The 24,406-nt window shown below is 63.8% G+C and carries 25 protein-coding genes; 12 read left to right on the plus strand and 13 right to left on the minus strand.

Annotation, left to right across the window (positions count from 1 at the left end):
• Positions 1–214: 214 nt before the first annotated feature.
• Both BMW89_RS29350 and BMW89_RS29355 read left to right on the plus strand, forming a co-directional pair.
• Positions 215–1,717: a metallophosphoesterase family protein gene (locus BMW89_RS29350; RefSeq protein ID WP_092032080.1), complete on the plus strand. Its 1,503-nt coding sequence runs from the start codon at positions 215–217 to the stop codon at positions 1,715–1,717.
• 89 nt (positions 1,718–1,806) lie between these two features.
• On the plus strand, positions 1,807–2,628 hold the full coding sequence (locus tag BMW89_RS29355; RefSeq protein ID WP_092032084.1) for a tetratricopeptide repeat protein: 822 nt from the start codon (positions 1,807–1,809) through the stop codon (positions 2,626–2,628).
• A 156-nt stretch (positions 2,629–2,784) separates the two neighbouring features.
• On the opposite strand, the gene BMW89_RS29360 is transcribed toward BMW89_RS29355, so the two are convergent.
• The 10 genes from BMW89_RS29360 to BMW89_RS29400 form a co-directional block, all read right to left on the minus strand.
• A complete protein-coding gene (locus BMW89_RS29360) occupies positions 2,785–3,759 on the minus strand; it encodes a type II secretion system F family protein (RefSeq protein ID WP_092032088.1) in 975 nt (324 codons plus the stop codon).
• A 9-nt stretch (positions 3,760–3,768) separates the two neighbouring features.
• Complete coding sequence (locus tag BMW89_RS29365) at positions 3,769–4,746, minus strand: type II secretion system F family protein (protein WP_092032092.1); 978 nt, start codon at positions 4,744–4,746, stop codon at positions 3,769–3,771.
• Between the two features lie 16 nt (positions 4,747–4,762).
• Complete coding sequence (locus BMW89_RS29370) at positions 4,763–6,226, minus strand: TadA family conjugal transfer-associated ATPase (RefSeq protein WP_092032096.1); 1,464 nt, start codon at positions 6,224–6,226, stop codon at positions 4,763–4,765.
• 21 nt (positions 6,227–6,247) lie between these two features.
• A complete protein-coding gene (locus tag BMW89_RS29375) occupies positions 6,248–7,516 on the minus strand; it encodes a CpaE/TadZ family protein (protein WP_092032101.1) in 1,269 nt (422 codons plus the stop codon).
• The gene (locus tag BMW89_RS29380) at positions 7,513–8,244 is read right to left on the minus strand and encodes a CpaD family pilus assembly protein (RefSeq protein WP_092032104.1); all 732 of its coding nucleotides are present in this window, start codon (positions 8,242–8,244) and stop codon (positions 7,513–7,515) included. Before BMW89_RS29380 ends, BMW89_RS29375 begins: the two co-directional genes overlap by 4 nt.
• 20 nt (positions 8,245–8,264) lie before the next feature.
• Positions 8,265–9,740 carry a type II and III secretion system protein family protein gene (locus BMW89_RS29385; RefSeq protein ID WP_177196400.1) on the minus strand — a complete coding sequence of 492 codons (1,476 nt, stop codon included), beginning with the start codon at positions 9,738–9,740 and terminating at the stop codon, positions 8,265–8,267.
• A gap of 11 nt (positions 9,741–9,751) precedes the next feature.
• On the minus strand, positions 9,752–10,549 hold the full coding sequence (gene cpaB, locus BMW89_RS29390; RefSeq protein ID WP_177196401.1) for a Flp pilus assembly protein CpaB: 798 nt from the start codon (positions 10,547–10,549) through the stop codon (positions 9,752–9,754).
• Between the two features lie 127 nt (positions 10,550–10,676).
• The gene (locus BMW89_RS29395) at positions 10,677–11,201 is read right to left on the minus strand and encodes an A24 family peptidase (RefSeq protein ID WP_092032113.1); all 525 of its coding nucleotides are present in this window, start codon (positions 11,199–11,201) and stop codon (positions 10,677–10,679) included.
• A gap of 131 nt (positions 11,202–11,332) precedes the next feature.
• Positions 11,333–11,479: a hypothetical protein gene (locus BMW89_RS38150; RefSeq protein WP_177196402.1), complete on the minus strand. Its 147-nt coding sequence runs from the start codon at positions 11,477–11,479 to the stop codon at positions 11,333–11,335.
• Positions 11,480–11,549: 70 nt separating this feature from the next.
• Positions 11,550–11,714, minus strand: a complete 165-nt coding sequence (locus BMW89_RS29400; RefSeq protein WP_092032363.1) for a Flp family type IVb pilin — start codon at positions 11,712–11,714, stop codon at positions 11,550–11,552.
• A 270-nt stretch (positions 11,715–11,984) separates the two neighbouring features.
• Here BMW89_RS29400 and BMW89_RS29405 point away from each other — a divergent pair, with 270 nt between their 5' ends.
• From BMW89_RS29405 to BMW89_RS29420, 4 genes are all read left to right on the plus strand, one after another.
• Entirely contained in the window at positions 11,985–12,812 is an 828-nt protein-coding gene (locus tag BMW89_RS29405) for a sterol desaturase family protein (protein ID WP_092032116.1), read from the plus strand.
• A 149-nt stretch (positions 12,813–12,961) separates the two neighbouring features.
• Positions 12,962–13,459 (plus strand): pilus assembly protein N-terminal domain-containing protein, encoded by a 498-nt coding sequence (locus tag BMW89_RS29410; RefSeq protein WP_092032120.1) that lies wholly within the window; start codon positions 12,962–12,964, stop codon positions 13,457–13,459.
• A gap of 231 nt (positions 13,460–13,690) precedes the next feature.
• A complete protein-coding gene (locus BMW89_RS29415) occupies positions 13,691–14,269 on the plus strand; it encodes a TadE/TadG family type IV pilus assembly protein (protein ID WP_092032368.1) in 579 nt (192 codons plus the stop codon).
• A 78-nt stretch (positions 14,270–14,347) separates the two neighbouring features.
• Positions 14,348–14,926 (plus strand): TadE/TadG family type IV pilus assembly protein, encoded by a 579-nt coding sequence (locus BMW89_RS29420; RefSeq protein ID WP_092032372.1) that lies wholly within the window; start codon positions 14,348–14,350, stop codon positions 14,924–14,926.
• A gap of 93 nt (positions 14,927–15,019) precedes the next feature.
• Here BMW89_RS29420 and BMW89_RS29425 read toward each other — a convergent pair whose 3' ends face one another.
• From BMW89_RS29425 to BMW89_RS29435, 3 genes are all read right to left on the minus strand, one after another.
• Positions 15,020–15,232, minus strand: a complete 213-nt coding sequence (locus BMW89_RS29425; protein WP_027530211.1) for a cold-shock protein — start codon at positions 15,230–15,232, stop codon at positions 15,020–15,022.
• A gap of 270 nt (positions 15,233–15,502) precedes the next feature.
• Entirely contained in the window at positions 15,503–15,790 is a 288-nt protein-coding gene (gene infA, locus BMW89_RS29430) for a translation initiation factor IF-1 (RefSeq protein WP_008131890.1), read from the minus strand.
• A gap of 23 nt (positions 15,791–15,813) precedes the next feature.
• Positions 15,814–17,394, minus strand: coding sequence for a DEAD/DEAH box helicase (locus tag BMW89_RS29435; protein WP_092032124.1), 1,581 nt, complete (start codon positions 17,392–17,394; stop codon positions 15,814–15,816).
• A gap of 481 nt (positions 17,395–17,875) precedes the next feature.
• Between BMW89_RS29435 and urtA the strand changes: the two genes are divergently transcribed.
• The 6 genes from urtA to BMW89_RS29465 all read left to right on the plus strand — a co-directional run bounded on the left by urtA (position 17,876) and on the right by BMW89_RS29465 (position 24,388).
• Positions 17,876–19,198 carry an urea ABC transporter substrate-binding protein gene (gene urtA / locus BMW89_RS29440; RefSeq protein WP_177196403.1) on the plus strand — a complete coding sequence of 441 codons (1,323 nt, stop codon included), beginning with the start codon at positions 17,876–17,878 and terminating at the stop codon, positions 19,196–19,198.
• Positions 19,199–19,280: 82 nt separating this feature from the next.
• Positions 19,281–20,888: an urea ABC transporter permease subunit UrtB gene (urtB, locus tag BMW89_RS29445; RefSeq protein WP_092032131.1), complete on the plus strand. Its 1,608-nt coding sequence runs from the start codon at positions 19,281–19,283 to the stop codon at positions 20,886–20,888.
• Positions 20,885–22,054, plus strand: coding sequence for an urea ABC transporter permease subunit UrtC (gene urtC, locus BMW89_RS29450; protein ID WP_092032135.1), 1,170 nt, complete (start codon positions 20,885–20,887; stop codon positions 22,052–22,054). Before urtB ends, urtC begins: the two co-directional genes overlap by 4 nt.
• Before the next feature lie 5 nt (positions 22,055–22,059).
• Positions 22,060–22,821, plus strand: a complete 762-nt coding sequence (urtD, locus tag BMW89_RS29455) for an urea ABC transporter ATP-binding protein UrtD (protein ID WP_092032139.1) — start codon at positions 22,060–22,062, stop codon at positions 22,819–22,821.
• Between the two features lie 3 nt (positions 22,822–22,824).
• Positions 22,825–23,520: an urea ABC transporter ATP-binding subunit UrtE gene (gene urtE, locus BMW89_RS29460; protein ID WP_092032142.1), complete on the plus strand. Its 696-nt coding sequence runs from the start codon at positions 22,825–22,827 to the stop codon at positions 23,518–23,520.
• 37 nt (positions 23,521–23,557) lie between these two features.
• The gene (locus BMW89_RS29465) at positions 23,558–24,388 is read left to right on the plus strand and encodes an urease accessory protein UreD (protein WP_092032145.1); all 831 of its coding nucleotides are present in this window, start codon (positions 23,558–23,560) and stop codon (positions 24,386–24,388) included.
• The last annotated feature ends 18 nt before the right edge of the window (positions 24,389–24,406 follow it).

Genomic DNA, 24,406 nt, shown 5'->3' on the forward strand with positions numbered 1-24,406 from the left:
CAGGGCTTTACTAGCGCTACGGTTGTGGCATGATTGACGAATATTTTAAATTGTTCCGTGCGGCGCTGCACGCATCGCGCGCGATAACGCAGCGGCACACGATTGATACTTGCCCGGGGGCGTCCTGCCCGGGCCGAGACTGGGTTGAATCTTCTCGTCGAAGGCATTTCTCTGATCGTTTGGGCGGCGCAGCATTCGCAATGAGCGACGCAAAATGCATAGATCGTTCGTTATTGCGCAGATCTCCGACCTGCATCTGGACGGGACTGGGCGGCTGCTCGCGACGATCGAGGCCCTCAGCGCGGCTCTGCGCGAGAGAATGGCTGACTGCGCGGACGTTCCCGATCGCATCCTGCTGATCACGGGCGATCTCGTCGACGACCCGACGCCGCGCGCGCTCGACGAGGCGCTCGCCGTCATCGCGTCCTTCCGGCAGACCGGGCTGTTCACCGACATCCAGGCGGTTGCCGGCAATCACGACGTCAAGCGGCCGAGCCAGCGCGGGGGCCGCCACGACGTCTATGATTATTTGCACCTGCCGCGGACCTCGAAGAGCGTCTATTACCGCCAGGCCGGCCTCGATCTGGTGCTGCTGGATTCCAACCGCGCGAGCCTCACGACGCTTGCGAGCGGCAATATCGACGAGAGCACCTACCATGCGCTTGTCGTGGATTCCGCCCGGCTAAGCATCGAGCTCGCGGGCAGCATGGGTTCTTCGGGGCGCGCCGACTATGCCGAGCCGGCGGAAAATCTGGTGCGCGTGCTGGCGCTGCACCATCACCCGCTGCCGCAGGCGACCGGAGAGGGAAAGCGGTTTCTGGGCGCCCCGGACGAACCGCTGATGTACCTTGCTGCGCCCGCGACCTTCCTCGAAGCAGCGACCTCGCTCAACGTCAACCTGGTCCTGCACGGACACCGGCATGTCGAGGGACTGACCCGCTATTCGATTCCCGATCCGCGTGCGACGCGTAGCAAGGGCGACGAGGCGTTCTGGCGCACGATCTACGTGCTGTCCTGTCCGTCCTCGACCGGGCAGGCTGGCGACGATGCCGGCTTCAACATCATCCATTTTGCGCCTATGTCCCAAGCCGGAGCTTCTGAATATGGCTTCGCGATCACGCGTTATTCGCGGCCGCGCAATGACAGCGGCTTCGGCCTGCTCGATTCGAACCTGCCGGACGGTGTGATCCGGCTGCCGGCAGGACGGGATTATTCCCGTGACCCGGCCGTCCAGTCGGCCATCGAGATCGCTTCAATGTCGACGCTGACGCGGGAGCAGGTTATGGCGCTGGTCCGCCGACTCCTGATGCGCCGAGCCTTCTACGCAGACGGCGAGCCGGACTGGGCGAATGCGCTCCACACCTATCTCGTCACCTCGCATGCCCTGGCTGATCTCGATGGCAAGCTGGTCAGGTCCGGGCGCAAGCGTGACATTGCGGCGCTCGCCGCGGCGGCAGGGCTGCTGCACCGGTTGATCGAGCAATCTGCCGACGCGCTCGGCATCGATCCGCTTCGGCTTGACGAGCTCGTCGCGACGCGCCCGGTCAATCGCGACGATCTCTGCCGTGAATGGTCCGGAATCCCCCATGCGGGCATCGATGTCGAGGCGCAGATGCGGCAGAGGCTGCAATTGCTGCGGGATCTGAATGCGCCGGTGAAAGCGCTCGGCCTCGATCTGGGCCTCGGCGGGGACGCGCCGCCGCAGACACCGCCGTGAGGGGTGGGCCGGCGTTAACCGGCCATTAGGGTTAACAGTCTATTGCTGGCGCGTTCGGCTCGATCCATCCGCTCGAGAGTCAAAGCGTCATGCGTCAACGGTTCAGTCCTGCCCGGCTTCTTGCGTCTGCCTCGCTTGTCGCGATGGTGGCTTTGAGCCTCGGCGGCTGCACGGCAATGTCAAAACTCTCCGACGCCACCGGCTCGATCGGGTCGCGTGCGGATGCCGCTCCCGCCACCCCCACCGATCCCGCGCGCGCCGTCGACGTCTATGGCGAGCGCTACCGCGCCAATCCCAAGGACGCAGAGGCCGCGCTCGGCTATGGCCAGGCCTTGCGCGCCAACGGTCAGCGCGCCCAGGCCGCCGCCGTGCTCGAGCAGGCGACCATCGCCAATCCCGGCAACAGGGCGCTGCTCGCCCAGTACGGCCGTGCGCTCGCTGATAACGGTAATTTCCAGCAGGCTTTCGACGTGTTGGCGAAAGCGCATTCGCCCGACAATCCGGACTGGCGCCTGCTCTCGGTGCAGGGTACCGCGCTCGACCAGATGGGCCGTCATGACGAAGCGCGTTCCTACTATACGAGCGCGCTGAAGATCGCGCCGGGCGATCCCGGCGTGCTCTCCAATGTTGGCCTGTCCTATATGCTCTCGAGGGATCTGCCCAAGGCCGAAGAGGCACTGCGGCAGGCCTACGCCTCGCCGCGTGCCAGCAGCAGGGTGCGGCAGAATCTCGGCCTCGTCGTGGGCCTCCAGGGCCGCTTCGCGGAAGCCGAGACCATCGTGAAGGCAGACCTGCCGCCGGACCAGGCCGCGGCCAATGTCGCGTACCTGAAGGAAATGCTGAACCGCAACGAGGCCCCCCGCGGCGCGCCGAAGCGGACGCCGGTCGCCTCGCTCAGCCAGCCCGACTGATCTGACCTGATTGTTGAAACTGCCCGGCGGTCCGCTAAAGCGCGATGAGATTGGGATCAATCGTCATCGTGCTTTAGGCTGTTGTTTGCGCATGATCTTCCCGAAAGACCGCTTCGCACTTTTCCGGATCATGCGTGAAGCGCTCCGCCTCTCGCGTCACTGCAGCTCGGAGATCTTGATGCCGGTCGGCCCGAGGATGACGACGAACAGCACCGGCAGGAAGAACAGGATCATCGGCACCGTCAGCTTCGGCGGCAGTGCGGCGGCCTTCTTCTCGGCCTCGTTCATGCGCATGTCGCGGTTTTCCTGCGCCATGACGCGCAGGGAGTGCCCGAGCGGGGTGCCGTAACGCTCGGCCTGCTGAAGCGCGAGACACACCGATTTGACGCCTTCGAGCCCGGTGCGCTTCGCCAGGTTTTCGTACGCGACCTTACGGTCCTGCAAATAGGACAGCTCGGCCGTGGTCAGCGTGAATTCCTCCGATAGCGCGATCGACTGGCCCACGATTTCGACGGCGACCTTGCGGAACGCCATTTCGACCGACATGCCGGATTCGATGCAGATCAGCAGCAGGTCGAGCGCGTCGGGAAAGGCGCGCTTGATCGAGAGCTGGCGCTTGGAGATCGCATTCCGGAGGAACAGCATCGGCGCCTGAAGGCCGAGATAGGCGGCGCCGACGCAGATGCCGATCTTGATGGGCATCGGCTTTTCCATATGCGCGATCAGGAACACGTAGACGACCGAGCCGACGAACAGCACGATCGGGGTCACCATGCGGGCGAACAGGAAGGTGATGTAGGGCGCCTGACCGCGGTAGCCCGCCATGATCAGCTTTTCCCGCGCAGCTTCCTGCGCGAGCCATTTCGTGAGGTTGAAGTCATCGACGACCCTGGAGACGATCTGCTTCGGCGTCTGGCGCAGCGAGACTTTCTCGTTCTTGTGGAGGCGTTCGCGCTCGCGCTGCCGGATGCGCTCACGCTCGTTCGCCACCGCCTTCATGCGCTTGGACAGGCCCTCGCCCGCGAATAGCGGCATCACCAGCGTATAGACGGTGGCGCTGGCGGCGATGGCCGCCAGCAGCATGGTCATGAAGCGGACGTCATGCAGGCTCGTGATGAGGAAATCGACCATGTTGCACCGTCAGAAATCGAAGTTGATCATCTTCTTCATCACCATGATGCCGATCGACATCCAGACGACGCAGCCGACCAGCATGAGCTGGCCGGTGGGATGGGTCCACAGAAGCGAGATGTAGTGCGGCGTCGTCAGATAGACGAGGAACATCACGATCGGCGGCAGCGAGCCGATGATGCCGGCCGAAGCCTTGGCTTCCATCGACATGGCCTGGATCTTTTCCTTCATCTTCTTGCGGTCGCGCAGCACCTTGGAGAGGTTACCCAGCGCTTCGGAGAGGTTGCCGCCGGACTTCTGCTGGATCGAGATGACGATGCCGAAGAAGTTGGCTTCCGGCAGCGGCATGCGCTCGTAGAGGCGCGAGCAGGCCTCGCCGAGCGGCATGCCGATCGCTTGCGTCTCGATGATGGACAGGAATTCGCCGCGCAGCGGTTCGGGTGCGTCCGCAGCGACGACCTTGATCGATTCAAACAGCGGCAGGCCCGCCTTGATGCCGCGGACGATGATGTCGACGGCATCGGGCAGCGTTGCCAGGAACTTGGTTTCGCGGCGCTTCTTCAGGAAGCCGAGTGCCCAGCGCGGCAGGCCGAAGCCGCCGGCAAAGGCAAGCCCCGCGGCGCCGAGCAGGCCGCCGCCGACGAACATGGCGCCCGCGAACAGCACGCCGCCCACGACGGCGGACACGATCCAGAATTTCTGCGTCGTCCAGTCAAGCCCTGCCTGCGACAGGCGGACACCGAGCGGAACGCTCTTCTCCTGCTGACGCCGTGCCTCGAGATCCTTCAGCGAGGTCTCGACCTGCTCACGGCGCGATCGCTGGCTCTTTTCGGTCTGCTTGGCCGCGGGCGCATCTGCGCGTGCGATCGAGGCGCGGCGGTTCTCCGCCTTCCGCTCCCCGGACAGCAGCGGATAAAGGAATACCCAGGCGATGCCGCCGACGGCGGCGGTGGCGAGGAAGGCGAGGGCGAGGACCTGCATGTTCATGGCTGCGTTGACCTGCTCACGTCGTCGGTGCCTTTTCCGCGGCGTCAAGCGCAGCGGCAAGGCGTTTCTCTTCGCCGTAATAGCGCGCGCGTTCCCAGAATTTCGGACGACCGATGCCGGTCGATCGGTGCTGGCCGATGATCTTGCCGTTCGCGTCCTCGCCGACCAGGTCGTAGAGGAAGACGTCCTGGGTGATGATGGTGTCGCCTTCCATGCCCATCACCTCGGTGATGTGGGTGATGCGGCGCGAGCCATCGCGCAGACGAGCAGCCTGGACAATGACGTCGATCGAGGCGCAGATCATTTCGCGAATGGTGCGTGAGGGCAGCGAGAAACCGCCCATCGTGATCATGGATTCGCAACGCGACAGGGCTTCGCGCGGATTGTTGGCATGCAGCGTGCCCATCGAGCCGTCATGGCCGGTGTTCATGGCCTGGAGGAGGTCGAAGGCCTCCGGGCCACGGACTTCGCCGACGATGATGCGTTCGGGACGCATACGCAGGCAGTTGCGCACCAGCTCGCGCATGGTGACCTGGCCTTCGCCCTCGATGTTGGGCGGGCGGGTTTCCAGCCGGACCACGTGGGGCTGCTGGAGCTGGAGCTCGGCCGCGTCTTCGCAGGTGATGACGCGCTCGTCGTGCTCGATATAATTGGTCATGCAGTTGAGCAGCGTGGTCTTGCCCGAGCCGGTACCGCCGGAGATCAGCACGTTGCAGCGGACGCGGCCGATGATCTGGAGGATTTCGGCGCCTTCCGGCGAGATCGCACCGAACTTGACGAGCTGATCCAGCGTCAGCTTGTCCTTCTTGAATTTGCGGATGGTAAGCGTGGGCCCGTCGATCGACAGCGGCGGCACGATGGCGTTGACGCGGGAGCCGTCGGCGAGGCGCGCGTCGCAGATCGGCGAGGATTCGTCGACGCGCCGGCCGACCTGGCTGACGATGCGTTGGCAGATGTTGAGAAGCTGCTGGTTGTCGCGGAAGCGGATGCCGGTCTTCTGGATCTTGCCGTTGACTTCGATGAAGACGGTGTTGGCGCCGTTGACCATGATGTCGGCGATGTCGTCGCGCGACAGCAGCGGCTCCAGCGGACCATAGCCGAGCACGTCGTTGCAGATGTCGTCGAGCAGCTCTTCCTGCTCGGCGATCGACATCACGATGTTCTTGATCGCGATGATCTCGTTGACGATGTCGCGGATTTCCTCGCGGGCGGACTCGGAGTCGAGCTTGGCGAGCTGGGCGAGGTCGATGGCCTCGATCAGCGCGCCGAAGATGGTCGCCTTGACCTCGTAATAATTATCCGAGCGGCGGGCCTCCATGGTCGGCGCAGGCTTGGCCGGGGCAAGCGGCGGCGAGGCGACGGCCGGCGGGGGCGGCGCGCGTGACACCATCGGCGCCGAAGCCGGGGCAGGCTCTGGCGACACGGCGCCGGGCTTGGGAGCCCGAGTATCGGTGTCTGTTCCGCTACGCTTACCGAACACTTAACAACTCCATGCGGCGGCTTATTTTCCGCGCAACTTGTCAATCAGGGGTGAAAACAGGGACGACTTTTGTTTCTTCGTCTCGCTGCGGCCGGTCAGGCGCTGGGCGATCTGGAGAAACATCTCGATCGACTTGTGGTTGGCGGAGATCTCCGCGATCATCTGGCCGTTGTTGGCCGCCGACCCGAAGATCTGCGGCTCGAACGGGATCGAGACGACCGGCTGGCTCTCGATCGCCTTGGCGAACTCCGCGGCGGCGATTTCGGGCCTTTTCGGGATGCCGACCTGGTTCAGGCAGTAGAGCGGTGGCCGGTCGTTGGGCCGCGCGGCCTTCAGCAGGTCGAACAGGTTCTTGGTATTGCGCAAATTGGCAAGGTCGGGCGCCGCCACGATCAGGATGTCGTCGGCTCCGATCAGGGCGCGCTTGGTCCAGCCCGACCATTGATGCGGGATGTCGAGCACGATGCAGGGCATGGTGGAGCGCAGCGTGTCGAACACGGCGTCGAAGGCGTCGGAGCCGAAATCATAGACCCGGTCAAGCGTCGCCGGCGCTGCCAGCAGACTGAGATGGTCGGTGCATTTCGACAGCAGGCGGTCGATGAAGGCCGTATCGACGCGATCTGGCGAGAACACGGCGTCGGCAATGCCCTGCGGCGGGTCCTGGTTGTAGTCGAGGCCGGCGGTACCGAAGGCAAGGTCGAGATCGGCGACGACCGCGTCCATCGCAAGGTCGCGCGCGATCGCCCAGGCGACGTTGTGGGAGATGGTGGAGGAACCGACGCCGCCCTTGGCGCCGACTACGGCGATGATGCGGCCGACCGCCTTGGCTTCCGGCGCCGAGAACAGGTTGCAGATCGAGCGCACGACGTCGATCGGGCCGACCGGCGCGAGCACGTAGTCGCTGACGCCGCGGCGCACCAACTCGCGGTAGAGCGTGACGTCGTTGATGCGGCCGATCACGACCACGCGGGTGCCGGCGTCGCAGACGGTCGCGAGATGGTCGAGCCCGCCCAGGAGGTCGTTGCGGCCGTCGCTCTCGATCACGATCACGTTCGGCGTGGGGGCTGAGCGGTAGGCTTCGATCGCTGCCGGCATGCCGCCCATCTGAATCTTCAAATGGGCCTTGCCGAGACGGCGATCCTCGCCGGCCGACTGCACCGCGGCAGCGGTCTCCACGGTCTCGCAGAAGGCCTGGACCGAAACGCGCGGCGCGGGCGCAATATGCTCCTCGACCGGCGGGAGAGATGCGTCCGGCTGCTCTTCGTGGGTCTGGCGAGCGTAGCTGATCATTTGCCGGTATCGCTGAGTTTGGCCTTTTCGGCCTCAGGATAGGTAACCGAGGTCGGATTTCCCTTGCGGTATTTCTCGAAAGCGGCGGTGCGTCGTGTCGTGTAGGACGGCGTTTCGGAGCGCGGCTGCTCGAGGTCCGACGGATTGTCGACCATGGCCGCGAGGTTGCGCTGATAGGCGCAGCCGTAATTGTAATAGTCCTTGTTCTCGAACCAGCTCTTGTTCTTCATCGAGGGGCCGATGTCCTCCGGCCACAGGCCGCAGGGACCCGCGACGGCGGCGATTTTGGAATAAGTCAGCCGGATCGGCGGCAGGAAGCGCTTGTCTTCCGGCTGGTAGGGGCGAACGATGACCCCGCGCGGCGGAACGCCCGCGGCCGCCAGCATCGCCTGGATCTCACGCATCGTTTCGGCGACCGGGCGCGCGTTGGGCGTGCCGGACGGCGTGTCGACATGGATGGCGCCGGTGCCTTCGTGCAGCCAGGTCGATGCCAGGCCCATCACGTCGGCGCGTTGGGCGGCGCTCAGGCCGCCGCGGGCATGGCCGACGAAGACGACGATCGAGCGGTTCTGCTCCTCGATTGCGATCGGATGACGCTGCTTGTAGTCGTCGGGAATGGAGGCGGTCACCTCGTCGTGCTGGCAGCCGCCGAGCGCAAGCGCGATGCCGACGAGCGCGCCACCGAGGCCGATGGCGCGTTTGCGAAGCTGGGGTGGTCTTGTGGTCATCGTGAAGTCCCCGTTCCGCTTCAATCGGTGATGAAACCGTAGGTGCCGCGGTAGTTGCGTGCCGGCTCGGTTTTACCGGGCACGCCGTAGATGCGGTTGATGTTGCCGATCAGCTCAGCCTGTGGATCGGCGGGCGCGGAGAAGCCGTCATCCGGCCGCGACAGGTCCTTCTGCGCCACTGCGCGAACGATATAGGGCGTCACGATCACGACCAGCTCGGTTGCGTTGTTGACGAAGTCGCGGCTGCGGAACAGCGTGCCGAGGATCGGGAGCTGCATCAGTCCCGGCAATCCGCTGACCGCCTGCTTGGTCTGCTGCTGGATCAGGCCGGCCATCGCCATCGCGCCGCCGGAGGGAATCTCCAGCGAGGTCTCGGCACGGCGGGTCCTGATCGAGGGCACCGTCAGCGAGTTCACCGAGGTCGAGGTCACGGCCTGGGACAGGGTGATCGCATTTTCGTTCGACAGTTCCGAGACCTCGGTCATCACCCGCAGGCTGATCTTGCCCTCGGTCAGGACGACGGGGGTGAAGTTGAGCGAGATGCCGAACTTCTTGAAGCTGATCTGGGTGGTACAGACATGCGTGGTCGGGTCGCACGCATAGCCTGCCGGCACCGGGAATTCGCCGCCAGCGATGAAGGTCGCGGACTCACCAGAGATCGCAGTCAGGTTCGGCTCGGCCAGCGTCCGGATCACGCCCGCGGTTTCCATCGCGCGCAGGGTGGCCTGCACCGACGGCGTCGCGCCGAACTTCGTGGTCAGATTGTTGCCGTCGACGAGGTTGCGGCCGAGAGCCGTGAACGGGTTGGAGTTGGTGAAGCTCACCACCGAGGTGCCGTAGTTCAGGTTCGCGGTGAGGTCGATGCCGAGCTGCTTGACGATGTTGCGCTGGACCTCGGCCACCGTCACCTTGAGCATGACCTGGTCGCGGCCGCGGACCACGATCGAGTTCACCACCTTTTCGGCGCCGCCGGCGAGGCGCGCGGCGAGTTCGTTGGCCTGCTGCGCCTCCATCGGGTTCGCCGCAGTGCCGGTCAGGACGATGCCGTCGCCGAGCCCGTCGATCTGGATGTCGGAATTGGGCAGGATTTGCTTCAGGGCTGCCCGCACGCCGTTGAGGTCGCGCTTGACCGCGATGTCATAGGCCGCGATCTGCTGGCCGGCGGAATCGAAGAACACGATATTGGTCTGGCCGATCGCTGCGCCGATGATGTAGGCGCGCTGCGCCGAGCGCACCACCGCATTGGCAATCTTGGGATCTGCGACCAGCACGTCCTTGATGTCGCGCGGCAGGTCGATCACGATCGACTTGCCGACGCCGAGCGAGAGGAAGCGCGCGTTCATCTGGCCGTCGGCCGCGACCTGCGCCACTGAGCGGTAGTCGGCGGCGACCACGGGGGACAGCGCGGGGTTGAGCACCAGCGCGAGGGCGGCCGAGAACGACAGGGCGCGGACCACAGAGGTTCGCAGCGTCGCCAGATCTGCCCTGCATTTCATATCGACAGTCCTCATCGTGCTTTCGCCGTCGAGCTTGGGATACCGTAGCGAATGATCGAAACGCCATCGCGCTTCTGTGCGGAATCATCGAGCGTGATCTCGCTCATCTTGACGTCGACGATGCTGCGCAGCGCCAGCGACAGCGTGCCGCTCTGGCGGGCGGCGGACAGCGTCTGGGTCTGCGACGGATTGAGCTCGAGGGTCACGGTCTTGCCGACCACCGCGTTCTGGCCGTCCTTCTCCTTCGGCGCCTGGTCGATGGCGAGCACGCGGATATTGGTCAGGATGATCTCGGACGTGATGACATCAGGGGCGGCGCCGCTCTGGTCGGGGTTCTTGAGGCGGCGGGTCAGAAGGACGTCGACGCGATCGTTGGGCAGGATGAAGCCGCCTGCGCCGGTCTCCGGCGATATCTCGGTGGAGATCGCGCGCATGCCGGTGGGCAGGATGGCCGCCATGAAGCCGGAGCCCTCGGGCTTGACCAGCTTCTGGTCGCGCATCGGTTCACCCTGGATGAAGGGAGCGCGCGCGATCGAGCCGGTCACCTGGGTCACGCCCTCGGGACGCTCGTTGCGGCGGATGAAGGTGGCGCTGGCGGTTGCGGCCGGCCAGGTCTGCCATTGCACGTCTTCCGGCTTGACGGTCTGGCCGAGGCCGATGTCGTTCTTGGCCACCAGGACATCGACGGTGGGAAGCTGCGCGACCTGAGCCGCTGGAGGCGGCGCATTGTCCGAGCCGCTCGCCAGGTACGCGGCGACGCCGCCGGCGCAGATGGCGACCGTCAGGACGACTATGCGTGCCCTATTCATACGCTTCACTTTCCACAAAACGCCGCGACGCTGGCGCCGCCGTAATCGGCAGTTGACCAGCTATTCGTCAAAGCATGGTTAATGAGGCGTATCTAAATCGGCTTAACGCCGGGTTTACCCGGTGTGTTCAGCGCAGTGCGAAGTGAGCGAGGTCGATCGCCTTCACCCATCCGGTCTCCGGGTAGATCATCAGCGCGCCAAGCGTCAGCGCGATCCCGTAGGGGATGCCGCTCTCCTTGTCGTGCAGTCGTGCCAGCCAGGCCTGGCCCGCCAGCCCGTAAGGTAACGGCCATTGCCGGAACTGGAGCAGAAGAAGCGTCAGCGCTCCGCCGAACAGCGAAGCGTAGAGCAGGAAGTCCATCAACTGGGCGAAGCCGAACCAGAGCGCGACAGAAGCCGCGATCTTGGCGTCGCCGCCGCCCATCCAGCCCATCGCGAAGCAGCCGAAGGCCACGACCAGGAGCAACGCACCGGCGCCGACATGGCTCAGCATCTCGTAAGGTGCCATGCCACCGGCGAAGGCGAGCACGAAGAATCCCGCGACCAGCGCCAGCGAGACGCGGTTCGAGATTGTCATCGTGAAGAGATCGCTCGCGGCGGCGAACGCCATCAGGGCCGGAAACAGCAGAAGGCGCGCAAGGTCGAGGATCATGGGCTGCGTCTTGAGCTTGGTATCAATCTTGGGTTCGCCGCGGGATCCGGCGTCGGGCGATGCTAGCCGGCAGTGCTAAACAAACCGACAATGGTGGCAGCGGCCGCAAGAAGCGGAACCCGTGCGCATGCTCACCAGAGGCTGGCAATGCGCGCGGCGAGTGCGACCGTCGCAAACAGCAGGGCAAGGCAGACCCAGTAGGTCGGCGAGCCGGTCTGCACCGTCTCCGCCTTGCTCGCCGCAATCGCGGCATCGGATCTGTACTCGTGCAACGCCACTGGAACTCGCCGTGCTCAAAAAAACAAAGGCCCCGGAGGTCCGGGGCTTTTGCCATCGCTAGTCGGTCGCTTACTTCAGCGAGGCGCTGATCGAACCGAACTTGGTGTTCAGCGTGCTGCCGAGGTTGTTGACGACGGTGATGATGGCCAGCGCGATGCCGGCGGCGATCAGACCGTATTCGATGGCGGTGGCGCCGGATTCATCCTTGGCGAAACGCGCAATCAGGTTCTTCATGAACATAACTCCATCTGGGTTGGATCGCCTCGTTCGGCGCTGTCGTTGACGCCCTGACCATGAGAGCCGAGCTCTTTCGGTAGAGTTAATTCGATCGTGCAAACCCGAATCCTGCGCGATGCTTTTGCCCAAAGTGAATTTCGCCTTAAGGCACCCGTTGGAATTCGCTCCGGTTCCTGATCCGCCGCAAGCGCGCCGCAGGCTTCACCGTCCCTTAAATTTCACGGAGTAGGCCTAAGGCGGACCAGCTATTTCGGAAGAGAGGCGACGATGTCGAGCCTGCCCATGCAAGTCGCCCTGATGCTCGGCGAGACCATCGCCAAAGTGGTCCCCGTCACCTTCGTGCTCGCGCTGATCTTCACGGTGCTCGAGTACTTCTGGGCCTGCAATCCCGGTATTGCTTGGTGGCGCAAGCGGGAGATCATCACCGACATCTGTTACTGGTTCTTCGTTCCGGTGTTCGCCCGTACCATGCGGATCGGGCTGCTGATCGTCGGCGCGAGTCTTCTCTTCAACATCCATGAGGCCGACGATCTCATCGCCTTCTACGACAATGGCCATGGCCCGCTGGCGCAATTGCCGCTCTGGGGGCAGGCCGTGCTGTTCCTGGTGCTGTCCGATTTCATGCTGTACTGGCTGCACCGGCTTTTCCATGGCGGTGAGTTCTGGAAGTACCATGCGATCCATCACTCCTCGGAGGAGATCAGCTGGATCTCGGCGGCTCGCTTCCATCCGGTCAATCTCGTGCTTGGCACGATAGGGGTCGACGTCGTGCTGCTGATGGCCGGCATCTCCCCGAACGCCATGGTCTGGATTGCTCCGTTCACGACCTTCCATTCGGCCTTCGTGCACGCCAATTTGAACTGGACCTTCGGGCCGTTCAGATATGTGCTGGCGACGCCGGTGTTCCACCGCTGGCACCACACCCAGCTCGAAGAGGGCGGCAACACCAATTTCGCCGGCTCGTTCCCGATCTGGGACGTGCTGTTCGGCACCTTCCGCATGCCGGAGGGGCAACTGCCGCAGGATTACGGCAAGGACGAAGCAACCATGCCGAAGGAGATCGTGGGCCAGCTCGCCTATCCGTTCCGCCGCTAGCGTGGGTTACGGAAAACGCCAGTCCGTTCAAACAATAGTCGGCGAATTTGCGGAACGTTCACGAATTGAGGGCAGGTTAGCGAGGTCGGGCACCGGCTCCGCTGTATCCAATCGCTTCTGCCGGTTTGTGACGTCCCGGGGGTAAGAGTATGCGTAAAGAACTGCTGCGCCGTCATGCGCGCGTCTGTCTTCTGGCTGCGGCCGCGATGCTGGCATCGCCGGCTGCCGGCCTTGCCGAGACCGGCGCCGATATGATCGCCGTCAATGTCGACCAGGCCAAGCTGGTCCGCCTACCCGGCAAGGTCGCGACCATCGTGGTCGGCAATCCCCTGATCGCCGACGTCACGCTCCAGCCCGGCGGCATGATCGTCGTGACCGGCAAGGGTTACGGCGCCACCAATTTCATCGCAATGGACCGGGGCGGCGAGATCCTGGTGGACCGCCAGATCCAGGTCGAAGGTCCGAGCGACCGGCTCGTGACCGTCTATCGCGGGATCGAGCGCGAGTCCTACAGCTGCGTGCCGCAGTGCCAGCGCCGCGTGACGCTGGGCGACAGCGACAACTATTTCAACAACACGATGAACCAGGCCGGTGCGCTGAGCAGCAGTGCCAGCGGCGGTGCCGGTGCGGGCGCCAAAACCAACTAACGGGACCGATCGGCGGGTTTGCCCGGGCTGGATCGCATGATCCGGTCCGGACACGCGTGCGACGAAGAGCTCTCTTCCAGGTTCGCTTTCTTCCGCGCCCTTCGGATCGTTCGTGGTTAACCCATCCTTGACGGCGCGGTCCGCCGGGTACGGATCGCCTGAAACACTTAAACAATCAGTTTCCGCTATTGAACTGGGCAGATGATCGCCGCTGCCGGGGAATTTGACGCGATGCCATCGCCTGCACCTACGAGATTTACGCTTCGCACCGCGCTGCGCCGGTTTCGCGGCAGCCGCCGCGGCTCCGCCGCCGTCGAGTTCGCGCTGGTCGCACCGGTCTTCTTTGGGCTGCTGTTCGCCATCATCGAGACGGCGCTCATGTTCTTCGCAAGCCAGGTGCTCGAGACCATCACGCAGAATTCCGCGCGCGTGGTCCTGACCGGGCAGGCGCAATCCGGCTCGGTGACCGCGTGCGCGGTCTCCGGCGTGAGCACGCCCTGCTCGCAAACGACGTTCAAGAGCTACGTCTGCAGCCAGATCCCGGCGCTGTTCGACTGCAACAGCCTCTATGTCGACGTCACGAGCTTCTCCTCGTTCTCAGCGGTGACGTTGCCGAGCCACATCAACGGCTCCGGAAATTTCGACACGAGCACGAGCTACAGCCCGGGCAACGCCGGCGACATCGTGGTGGTCAGGCTGTTCTACCAGTGGCCGCTGTTCGTCACCGGGCTCGGCTACAACATCTCCAATCTCACGGGCAGCAAGCGGCTGCTGGTGGCTACGGCCGCGTTCAAGAACGAGCCTTACTAGAGCCTGATCCGGAAAAGTGCACAGCGGTTTTTCGCAAAGATCATGCTCAAGAAACGGGACAACGGATCGGGCGGAACGATGCAGGCGATTGCGAAATTCTGGCGGGCGGCGCGCCTCACCGCGTACGAATTCCTTGCCGACGGCAGAGGTCTGGCGGCGACCGAATTCGCGGTGATCGTGCCGCTGATGCTGGTGATGTTCTTCGGCACCGTCGAGTTCTCGTCGGGGGTGGCGATCGATCGCAAGGTAACGCTGATGGCGCGGACGCTGTCGGACCTCACCTCGCAGTCGACGTCGGTCGGCGACACCGACATGACCAATTTCTTCGCCGCCTCGACCGGCGTCATGACGCCCTACGCCACCTCGCCGGTGTCGGCGACGATCACCGAGCTCTATGTCGATCCCTCGACCTTGCAGGCGCATGTGCAGTGGAGCAAGGGATCGGTGCCGCGGGCGCCGAAATCGGTGGTCACGATTCCGACGACGCTTGCGATCGCCGGCACCTATCTGATCTTCAGCGAGGTCAACTACACCTACACGCCGTCGGTCGGCTATGTGCTCAAGAACGCGATCACGCTGAGCGACGTCGCCTATACCCGCCCGCGCCAGTCCACCTGCGTCTATTACAGCCCGGATACGGCCTGCACGACTTACTGAGCGTCCGCGATTCATCGCGCATGAAAAAAAGGCCGTGCATCTCGCACGGCCTTTTGCCTTGGTTTGTTGATCCGGGCCAAAGGCCCGGAAAGCTCAGCCGGCGTCGCGGAGGTTGTCCGCTGCCGACTTGCCGGAACGGCGGTCGGCGACGATCTCGTAGGAGATCTTCTGGCCTTCGCGCAGCGAGCCGAGGCCCGCACGCTCGACGGCGCTGATGTGAACGAACACGTCCTGGCCGCCATCGTCGGGCTGGATGAAGCCGAAGCCCTTGGTCGCGTTAAACCACTTCACGGTTCCCATGCTCATGGGGGGTAGTCCCTTCTCAAATACACAATGTTAGAGCCCACTCACGCAGGCAGGTTAGATCGAATTTTTGGAAGGGTCGTCAGCGTGTCTGAACCGGCTGTACCGGTGGATGCTAATGTCGTCCGGCCGAAAATCGATTGGCGCATTTTATTGGAAACAGGGTCCCGAAACAATCCTGACGTGCACGATTTTTTGATCCGCCGTGGTGTCCACGGCGGATCGGCATACAGATCAGAATTTTAGTTCCGCAACTGATGCGCCGGAAGCGCATTAGCGGCGGCGAAACTGGCCGCCGCGCTGTCCGGGACGGGGAGGTCCGCCCACCCCGCTGGGACGTTCGTCCTTGTGGCGGAAAATCAGCCGGCCCTTCTCGAGGTCATAGGGCGACATCTCCACCGTCACGCGGTCGCCCGCCAGCGTCTTGATGCGGTTCTTCTTCATCTTGCCGGCGGTGTAGGCGACGATCTCGTGTCCGGCGTCGAGCTGCACGCGGTAGCGTGCGTCGGGGAGGATTTCGGTGACCAGTCCTTCGAACTGGATCAGCTCTTCTTTAGCCATGAATTTCTCCAGGTCGTGGACGGCTAGTGCGAATGGGGTTTGCGGCTTGGTTGGCCGTTCGGCCGACTCTCGCGGCGCAAAAAGGCAACGCCTTGTATCCCATCAGATGCCCCGGCGCTATGCGCAGAACGCTGTTCAGGACGGCCGTTTGGCGAAGAATGAGCCTTGCCGCCGGAGTGGCCGCGACGAGATGGCTTCGAAGCCTTCGGGCCGTTGCCGGGCCGTCCGTCAACATGCCTGGCGTCGCCATGCCGTCCCTCGCCGGGCCTTCCGTCGCCCTGCTTGCCGGCACTGTGGTGACGACCGTCGGCATGTCTTTCGTCGGCACGTCGCCCGTCGCCATGCCGTGCGCCCTGCGGGCGCTGGCCCGGGCGGCTGCCCCGGCCCTGTCGTTGCTGCGGTGCGGGAGCACCCGCATCGCGGCGGCCGGCGTCGGTGCGGAGATCCTCGCGCGGCAGCGTCACCTTGATCAGCCGCTCGATGTCGCGGAGATAGGCGAGCTCTTCGCCGCCGGCGACCAGCGAGATCGCGGTGCCCTCGGCGCCGGCGCGCGCGGTGCGGCCGATGCGGTGCACATAGGTCTCGGGCACGTTGGGCAGGTCGAAATTGATGACGTGGGTGATGCCGTCGACATCGATGCCACGGGCGGCGATGTCGGTGGCGACCAGCGTGCGGATCTCGCCAGTGCGGAATTGGGCGAGCGTCCGCTCGCGATGGTTCTGCGACTTGTTGCCATGGATGGCGCTGGCGGGAATGCCGGCCTTCTCAAGCGTCTTCACGACCTTGTCGGCGCCGTGCTTGGTGCGGGTGAACACCAATGCGCGGTTGACCGGCTCTTGTTTCAACAGCTTGGCAAGGAACGCCGGCTTGGCCGAGAAGTCGACCTGGATAATGCGCTGCTGGATACGCTCCACGGTCGACGAGACCGGGGTCACGGCAACGCGAGCGGGATCACGCAGCATGGCATCGGCGAGCTCGGCGATGTCTTTCGGCATGGTGGCCGAGAAGAACAGCGTCTGCCGCCTGACCGGCAGCTTGGCGACGATTTTGCGGATGTCGTTGATGAAGCCCATGTCGAGCATGCGGTCGGCCTCGTCGAGCACGAGGAATTCGACGCTGCCGAGCTTCAGCCCGTTGCTCTGCACGAGGTCGAGCAAACGGCCGGGGGTGGCGACAAGCACCTCGACGCCCTGCATCAGCGAGCGGACCTGACGGCCCATCGGCACGCCGCCGATGGCGAGCGTCGAGGACAGGCGGATGTGGCGGCCATAGGCGTTGAAGCTGTCGAGGATCTGCCCCGAAAGCTCGCGGGTGGGCGACAGCACCAGCACACGGCAGGTCTTGGGCTGGAGCTTGATGCGGTTCTCGAGCAGGCGGTGCAGGATCGGGAGCGCGAAAGAGGCGGTCTTGCCGGTGCCGGTCTGGGCGATGCCGACGACGTCCCGGCCGGTCAGCGCCGTCGGGATGGTCTGGGCCTGGATCGGGGTGGGAGTGACGTAATTCTCTTCAAGAAGAGCGCGAGCGATCGGTTCGGCGAGGCCGAAGTCCTGAAACGAAGTCAAAAGATGGGTTCTTTCCATGTCAAAAGCGGGCGTCCGGCGCATAGAGCGCGGCGCGCGCGAGAGGGTGTCGAGAAGACACCTGCGTGTTTGGGGTGTCGGATGGCTTGGGAGATATGGGGCAAGCCAGACGCCCGGAAGGGCTTAAGAACACGCGGCTCGCAACGACCCCTTGATTCGCAAGAGGTCTCGGATGCTCATATGGAACATCGTGGGGGCGCTTTCAAGGCAAGTTCGTCCCAAACGGCGATTGCGGTGCAAAATAGTTATGCCGGAAATTTAGACAGAGGCATCATTTTGCTTAAGGAATAAGCTGTCTGCCGCATTGGCGTACATTTTATTCGCCCAAGTTTTGAGCAAAGAGACTGCGGCGAAACTTTGATTTCAGTGAATTTTCCAAACAAAACCAATGGTTTGCCTTGTGTCGGGCCCATGGCATGGTTCTTGCGATTCCGTTAATCGCAGGCGGCCGTGGGGCCGTTTCGCAGCGTCTTTTTCACGTCTGCGTCAGGGAGATGATACAATCATGCTTAACAAATCCACTCACGATATAGCGGCTTCATTTAGCCGCCGCGGCATGCTCGCCGCGACCGCCGGACTGATGCTCGGTCTGGCTTCCATTTCTGGCGCGAAGGCCGCGGACGACACCATCAAGGTCGGCGTCCTTCATTCTCTCTCCGGCACCATGGCCATCAGCGAAACCACGCTGAAGGACACCATCCTCTTCCTGATCGACGAGCAGAACAAGAAGGGCGGCGTGCTCGGCAAGAAGCTCGAAGCCGTCGTCGTCGATCCCGCCTCGAACTGGCCGCTGTTCGCCGAAAAGGCCCGTGAGCTGATCACCAAGGACAAGGTTGCGGTCGTGTTCGGCTGCTGGACCTCGGTGTCGCGCAAGTCGGTGCTCCCGGTGTTCAAGGAGCTGAACAACATCCTGTTCTACCCCGTGCAGTACGAGGGCGAAGAGTCCGAGCGTAACGTGTTCTACACGGGTGCTGCGCCGAACCAGCAGGCGATCCCCGCCGTCGACTATCTGATGAAGGACGAGAAGGTGAAGCGCTGGGTGCTCGCGGGCACCGACTACGTCTATCCGCGCACCACCAACAAGATCCTGGAAGCCTATCTGAAGTCGAAGGGTGTCGCCCAGGAAGACATCATGATCAACTATACGCCGTTCGGTCATTCCGACTGGCAGACGATCGTGGCCGACATCAAGAAGTTCGGCTCGGCCGGCAAGAAGACCGCCGTGGTCTCGACCATCAACGGCGACGCCAACGTTCCCTTCTACAAGGAGCTCGGCAACCAGGGCATCAAGGCGAAGGACATCCCGGTCGTCGCGTTCTCGGTGGGTGAGGAAGAGCTCGCCGGCATCGACACCAAGCCGCTGCTCGGCCATCTCGCTGCCTGGAACTACTTCGAGTCGATCAAGTCGCCGGAGAACGAGAAGTTCATCAAGGCGTGGCAGGCCTACACCAAGAATCCGAAGCGCGTGACCAACGATCCCATGGAAGCGCACGTGATCGGTTTCGACATGTGGATCAAGGCGGTCGAGAAGGTGAAGTCGACCGATCCGGACAAGGTGATCGACGCTCTCCCGGGCATCGAAGCCAAGAACCTGACCGGCGGCACCTCCAAGATGCTTCCGAACCATCACATCACCAAGCCGGTGTTCATTGGCGAAATCAAAGCCAACGGCCAGTTCGACGTGGTGTGGAAGACCCCGGGTCTTGTCGCGGGCGACGCCTGGTCGAAGGAGCTCGACGGCTCCAAGGACCTGGTCGGCGACTGGGTCGGCAAGAAGTGCGGCAACTTCAACACCAAGACCAACAAGTGCCTCGGCTCGGGCTCCTGATCCGGATCTGACGCTTGACTGAACGATGGGAGGAGGCGGCTATTCCGCCGCCTTCTCCCCACTTCTGCCGGGGTGATTCACAGTGCCAACCAATTTGTCCGCTCGTCTTTGTTCGTTTGTCCTTTCGCTCTTCCTGATCGCGTTCGCACTGCCGGCCTTCGCCGGTCCGTTCGAGGATGCGGTCGCCAAATTCGCCAATGATGATTTCTCCGACACGGATGAGGCGATCGGCGTCGTCGCGGGCAGCGGCAACAAGCTGGCCCTTCCCATCATCAGCGCGCTCCAGGACGGCCGCCTCATGGCCGATCCTGACAGCAAGAAAGTTTACGTCACCGGTGCCGACGGCAAGTCGATCGATGCCGCAACCGGCGAGCCCGTCGCCAGCGTTCCCGACAGCGCGAGCGCGGTGCGTCTCAACAACCGCCTGCGCCGCAGCGTCGATACCGCGATCGGCAATTTGACGCTCCAGTCGCCGGATGTCGGAACGCGCCTGCAGGCCGCGCAATCCGTCTTCAAGTCGCACGAAGAGACCGCGCTTGAGCCGGTCGATGCCGCGCTCGCCAAGGAAACCAATAAGTCCGTCAAGGCTGCGCTCGGCGACGCCCGCGCGGCGATCCTGCTGTTCAAGCCTGATGCCACCGAAGTCGAGAAGCTCGAGGCGGTCGCCACCCTTAAGGCGCGCGGCGACCAGGAGGCGATGGCGCTGCTCACCGGCATGGGCGACCAGCCGGCCACGGTGACCAAGGCGGCGGCCAGTGCAATCAGCTCGATCCAGTCTTCGCTGGCGGTCTGGTCCATGGTTCAGAATGCCTGGTACGGTCTTTCGCTCGGCTCGGTGCTGCTGCTCGCAGCGATCGGGCTCGCCATCACCTTCGGCGTGATGGGCGTCATCAACATGGCGCATGGCGAGATGGTGATGATCGGCGCCTACACCACCTTCGTGGTGCAGGAGGTGATCCGCACCCGCTATCCCGGCCTGTTCGACTATTCGCTCTTGATCGCCGTGCCGCTCGCCTTCCTCGTTGCCGGCGCGCTCGGGGTGCTGATCGAGCGCAGCATCATCCGCTTTCTCTATGGTCGTCCGCTGGAGACGCTGCTCGCGACCTGGGGCCTGTCGCTGGTGCTCCAGCAGGCCGTGCGCACCATGTTCGGCCCGACCAACCGCGAGGTCGGCAATCCCTCCTGGATGAGCGGCGCCTTCGAGCTCGGCCAGATCACCATCACCTATAACAGGCTCTGGATCCTCGTCTTCACGCTCGCGGTGTTCGCGATCCTGCTGGCGATGCTGCGCTACACCGCGCTCGGGCTCGAGATGCGGGCGGTGACGCAGAACCGCCGCATGGCGGCCTCGATGGGCATCGCCACTTCGCGCGTCGACGCGCTGACCTTCGGCCTCGGCTCGGGCATTGCGGGCATCGCCGGCGTGGCGCTGTCGCAGATCGACAATGTCAGCCCCAATCTCGGCCAGAGCTACATCATCGACAGTTTCATGGTCGTGGTGTTCGGCGGCGTCGGCAATCTCTGGGGCACCCTGGTCGGCGCCTTCACGCTCGGCATTGCCAACAAATTCCTGGAGCCGGTCGCCGGTGCCGTGCTCGGCAAGATCGCCATCCTGGTTCTCATTATCCTGTTCATTCAAAAGCGGCCGCGCGGCCTGTTCGCGCTCAAGGGCCGTGCGGTGGAAGCATGACCCCTCACATGCTGACGCGATCGCTGGACCGCGGCGCGACGATTTTCCTCGCCGTCGTCGCGGCCTGCGGCATCCTCATCCCGCTCTCCAACCTCTTGCTGCCCGCGGGCTCGTTCCTGCAGGTGCCGACCTATCTCGTCGCGCTCTGGGGCAAATATGTCTGCTACGCCATCCTCGCGCTCTCGATCGACCTGATCTGGGGCTATTGCGGCATCCTCTCGCTCGGCCATGGTGCATTCTTCGCGCTCGGCGGCTACGCCATGGGCATGTATCTGATGCGGCAGATCGGCTCTCGCGGCGTCTACGGCAATCCGGTCCTGCCCGACTTCATGGTGTTCCTAAACTATTCGAAGCTGCCCTGGTCCTGGTACGGCTTCGACATGTTCTGGTTCGCGGCACTGATGGTGCTGGTCGTGCCGGGCCTGCTCGCCTTCTGCTTCGGCTGGCTCGCCTTCCGCTCACGCGTCACCGGCGTGTATCTGTCGATCATCACGCAGGCGATGACCTATGCGTTGCTGCTCGCCTTCTTCCGTAACGATTTCGGCTTCGGCGGCAACAACGGCCTGACCGACTTCAAGGACATTTTGGGATTCAACGTGCAGGCCGAGGGCACCCGCGCCGCGCTGTTCGCGCTGAGCTGCCTGGCGCTGATCTTAAGCTTCCTGATCTGCCGCTCGGTCGTGTCCTCCAAGCTCGGCAAGGTCCTGATCGCAATCCGAGACGCGGAATCGCGCAGCCGCTTCCTCGGTTACCGCGTCGAATCCTACAAGCTGTTCGTGTTCACGCTCTCGGCCTGCATGGCCGGCGTGGCCGGCGCGCTCTATGTGCCGCAGGTCGGCATCATCAACCCGAGCGAATTCGCGCCCGGTAACTCGATCGAGGCGGTGATCTGGGTCGCGGTCGGCGGGCGTGGCACGCTGGTCGGCGCGGCGCTTGGTGCCGTCGTCGTTAACTACGCAAAAACGGTCTTCACCTCCGGCATGCTCGCGCCTTACTGGTTGTTCATGCTGGGTGCCATGTTCATCCTGGTGACGCTGTTGCTGCCCAAGGGCATCGTCGGCACCTTCAATGCATGGTGGGACCAGTTGAAGGAAAAGCGCACCGCCGCGACCACAACGAGCGTCGCGGCTGAAGACAGCGTCACCGAACCGAAGATGGCGGAGTAAGCGCGATGAACGTCATGGACAATCGCGCGACCTCCGCGTTGCTCTATCTCGACGGCGTGCACGTTTCGTTTGACGGCTTCCACGCCATCAACAATCTGTCGCTGACGCTCGCGCCCGGCGAGATGCGCGCTATCATCGGCCCGAACGGCGCCGGCAAGACCACGATGATGGACATCATCACCGGCAAGACCAAGCCCGACGAGGGCACGGTGCTGTTCGACGGCGTCACGGATTTGACGCGGCTCGACGAGACCCGCATCGCCGAGCTCGGCATCGGCCGCAAATTCCAGAAGCCGACCGTGTTCGAGAGCCAGACCGTGCAGGACAATCTCCTGCTGGCGCTCAATGTCGATCACAGCGTCAAGGGCACGCTGTTTTGGCGCGGCAGCAGGGCGGAGTCGGAGCGCATCGACAAGGTGCTGGAGACGATCCGCCTCACCGATGCGCGCAATCGGCTCGCCGGCAGCCTCAGCCACGGCCAGAAGCAGTGGCTCGAGATCGGCATGCTGCTGGCGCAGGACCCGAAGCTTTTGCTGGTCGACGAGCCCGTCGCCGGCATGACCGACGTCGAGACGCATCTCACCGCCGAGCTGCTCAAAGAGATCAACAAGACCCATACCGTCATGGTCGTCGAGCACGACATGACGTTCGTGCGCGAGCTCGGCGTCAAGGTGACCTGCCTGCACGAAGGCACCGTGCTCGCGGAAGGAACCATCGACCAGGTCTCGTCCAACGACCGGGTCATCGAAGTTTATCTGGGGCGCTGAGCAATGCTTGAGGTCAAGGACATCAACCTGTTCTACGGCGCGGCGCAGGCGTTGCGCGGCGTCTCGATCGCGGCCGAACCCGGCAAGGTCACTTGCGTGCTCGGGCGCAACGGCGTCGGCAAGACCTCGCTGCTCCGCGCCATGGTCGGGCAATATCCGATCTCGTCGGGCGCGATCGTATTCGACGGCAGCGACATCTCCGCGCTCAAGCCCTATGAGCGGGCCCGCAAGGGCATCGGCTTCGTGCCGCAGGGGCGCGAGATCTTTCCGCTGCTGACGGTCGAGGAGAACCTCAAGACCGGCTTCGGCCCGCTCAAGCGTGAGGACAGGAATATCCCGGACGACGTGTTCTCGCTGTTTCCGGTGCTGCAATCCATGCTTGGCCGGCGCGGCGGCGACCTCTCCGGCGGCCAGCAGCAGCAGCTCGCGATCGGGCGTGCACTGGTGATGCGGCCGAAACTGCTCCTGCTCGACGAGCCGACGGAGGGCATCCAGCCCTCGATCATCAAGGACATCGGCCGCGCCATCTCCTATTTGCGCAACCTCGGCAACATCGCCATCGTGCTGGTCGAACAATATCTCGACTTTGCCTGCGAACTCGGCGACAGTTTCGCGGTGATGGATCGCGGCGCAGTGAAATTCACCTGCGATCGCTCCAATCTTGACCCGGCCGAAATCAGCCGCCAGATGGCGCTGTAATCCAAAAATTTCTGCCGCGGCCGGCTGGGGAAGACGGATGCGCAGCGACGTCATGGCGACATCTTCGGTATTCGAAGCCAACCGTGCCCGCGGCGCGGTGCGTTTCGACGTCCACGCGCGCGATGGCGTGACGCGGCGCGGCACCTTGTATGAGTCCGGCTCGCTGCGCGTGCGCTTTCCTTCGCCGGAGGACGACGGCCTGTCCGGCGTGTTCGTCAACACGGCGGGCGGTGTTGCCGGGGGAGACAATTTTGATATCGACATCGCAGCTAGCCAGGGCTCGCGCCTGACATTGACCACGGCCGCGGCCGAGAAGGTCTATCGTGCGCCGGGAGGGGCGGCGCAGCTCAATATCGCCTTGAAGGTCGCCGCGGGCGCGCACCTCGGCTGGTTGCCGCAAGAGACGATCCTGTTCGATCGCGCTCGGGTCCACCGCCGCTTCGACATCGATCTCGATGACACCGCCTCGCTCCTGCTTTGCGAAATTGTCGTGTTCGGCCGCACCGCCATGGGCGAGCGGATGGAGCAGGGTGAGTTCGTCGACCGCTGGCGGCTGCGCCGCGGCGGCAGGCTGGTGTTCGCCGAGACCGTCAGGCTCGACGGCAATATCGGCGCAAAATTTGGGCGATCGGCGGTGGCCAAGGGCGGTGCCGCGATCGGTACGGCGTTGATCGTTCCCGGCGACGAGGCTCTCGTCGAGCGCATTCGCGAAGCGTCGGACTCATTCTCCGGCGAGGTCGGGATATCCGCCTGGAATGGATTTGCAATGGCGCGGTTCTGTGCCCAAGATGCGGCGCGTTTGCGCGCCGACATGATGGCCGTGTTGGCGCGCACCGGTGCCGCGTTGCCGCGGCTCTGGCTGAATTGACCGGATGAATTGACGTGT

This window comes from Bradyrhizobium sp. OK095 (genome assembly GCF_900109945.1).
In the GTDB taxonomy this organism is placed as follows: Bacteria; Pseudomonadota; Alphaproteobacteria; order Rhizobiales; family Xanthobacteraceae; genus Bradyrhizobium.

What these genes read in the sequence shown, in the direction of transcription:
- BMW89_RS29360 (WP_092032088.1), bottom strand. Translation starts at nt 3,759, where the DNA reads ATGGTCGATTTCCTCATCACGAGCCTGCATGACGTCCGCTTCATGACC.
- BMW89_RS29355 (WP_092032084.1), top strand. Translation starts at nt 1,807, where the DNA reads ATGCGTCAACGGTTCAGTCCTGCCCGGCTTCTTGCGTCTGCCTCGCTT.
- BMW89_RS29395 (WP_092032113.1), bottom strand. Translation starts at nt 11,201, where the DNA reads ATGATCCTCGACCTTGCGCGCCTTCTGCTGTTTCCGGCCCTGATGGCG.
- BMW89_RS29420 (WP_092032372.1), top strand. Translation starts at nt 14,348, where the DNA reads ATGCAGGCGATTGCGAAATTCTGGCGGGCGGCGCGCCTCACCGCGTAC.
- urtC (WP_092032135.1), top strand. Translation starts at nt 20,885, where the DNA reads ATGACCCCTCACATGCTGACGCGATCGCTGGACCGCGGCGCGACGATT.
- cpaB (WP_177196401.1), bottom strand. Translation starts at nt 10,549, where the DNA reads ATGAATAGGGCACGCATAGTCGTCCTGACGGTCGCCATCTGCGCCGGC.
- BMW89_RS29365 (WP_092032092.1), bottom strand. Translation starts at nt 4,746, where the DNA reads ATGAACATGCAGGTCCTCGCCCTCGCCTTCCTCGCCACCGCCGCCGTC.
- BMW89_RS29380 (WP_092032104.1), bottom strand. Translation starts at nt 8,244, where the DNA reads ATGACCACAAGACCACCCCAGCTTCGCAAACGCGCCATCGGCCTCGGT.
- BMW89_RS29425 (WP_027530211.1), bottom strand. Translation starts at nt 15,232, where the DNA reads ATGAGCATGGGAACCGTGAAGTGGTTTAACGCGACCAAGGGCTTCGGC.
- BMW89_RS29465 (WP_092032145.1), top strand. Translation starts at nt 23,558, where the DNA reads ATGCGCAGCGACGTCATGGCGACATCTTCGGTATTCGAAGCCAACCGT.
- infA (WP_008131890.1), bottom strand. Translation starts at nt 15,790, where the DNA reads ATGGCTAAAGAAGAGCTGATCCAGTTCGAAGGACTGGTCACCGAAATC.
- BMW89_RS29410 (WP_092032120.1), top strand. Translation starts at nt 12,962, where the DNA reads ATGCGTAAAGAACTGCTGCGCCGTCATGCGCGCGTCTGTCTTCTGGCT.
- BMW89_RS29400 (WP_092032363.1), bottom strand. Translation starts at nt 11,714, where the DNA reads ATGAAGAACCTGATTGCGCGTTTCGCCAAGGATGAATCCGGCGCCACC.
- urtD (WP_092032139.1), top strand. Translation starts at nt 22,060, where the DNA reads ATGAACGTCATGGACAATCGCGCGACCTCCGCGTTGCTCTATCTCGAC.
- BMW89_RS29385 (WP_177196400.1), bottom strand. Translation starts at nt 9,740, where the DNA reads ATGAAATGCAGGGCAGATCTGGCGACGCTGCGAACCTCTGTGGTCCGC.
- urtA (WP_177196403.1), top strand. Translation starts at nt 17,876, where the DNA reads ATGCTTAACAAATCCACTCACGATATAGCGGCTTCATTTAGCCGCCGC.
- urtE (WP_092032142.1), top strand. Translation starts at nt 22,825, where the DNA reads ATGCTTGAGGTCAAGGACATCAACCTGTTCTACGGCGCGGCGCAGGCG.
- BMW89_RS29405 (WP_092032116.1), top strand. Translation starts at nt 11,985, where the DNA reads ATGTCGAGCCTGCCCATGCAAGTCGCCCTGATGCTCGGCGAGACCATC.
- BMW89_RS29415 (WP_092032368.1), top strand. Translation starts at nt 13,691, where the DNA reads ATGCCATCGCCTGCACCTACGAGATTTACGCTTCGCACCGCGCTGCGC.
- BMW89_RS29435 (WP_092032124.1), bottom strand. Translation starts at nt 17,394, where the DNA reads ATGCGCCGGACGCCCGCTTTTGACATGGAAAGAACCCATCTTTTGACT.
- BMW89_RS29350 (WP_092032080.1), top strand. Translation starts at nt 215, where the DNA reads ATGCATAGATCGTTCGTTATTGCGCAGATCTCCGACCTGCATCTGGAC.
- BMW89_RS29375 (WP_092032101.1), bottom strand. Translation starts at nt 7,516, where the DNA reads ATGATCAGCTACGCTCGCCAGACCCACGAAGAGCAGCCGGACGCATCT.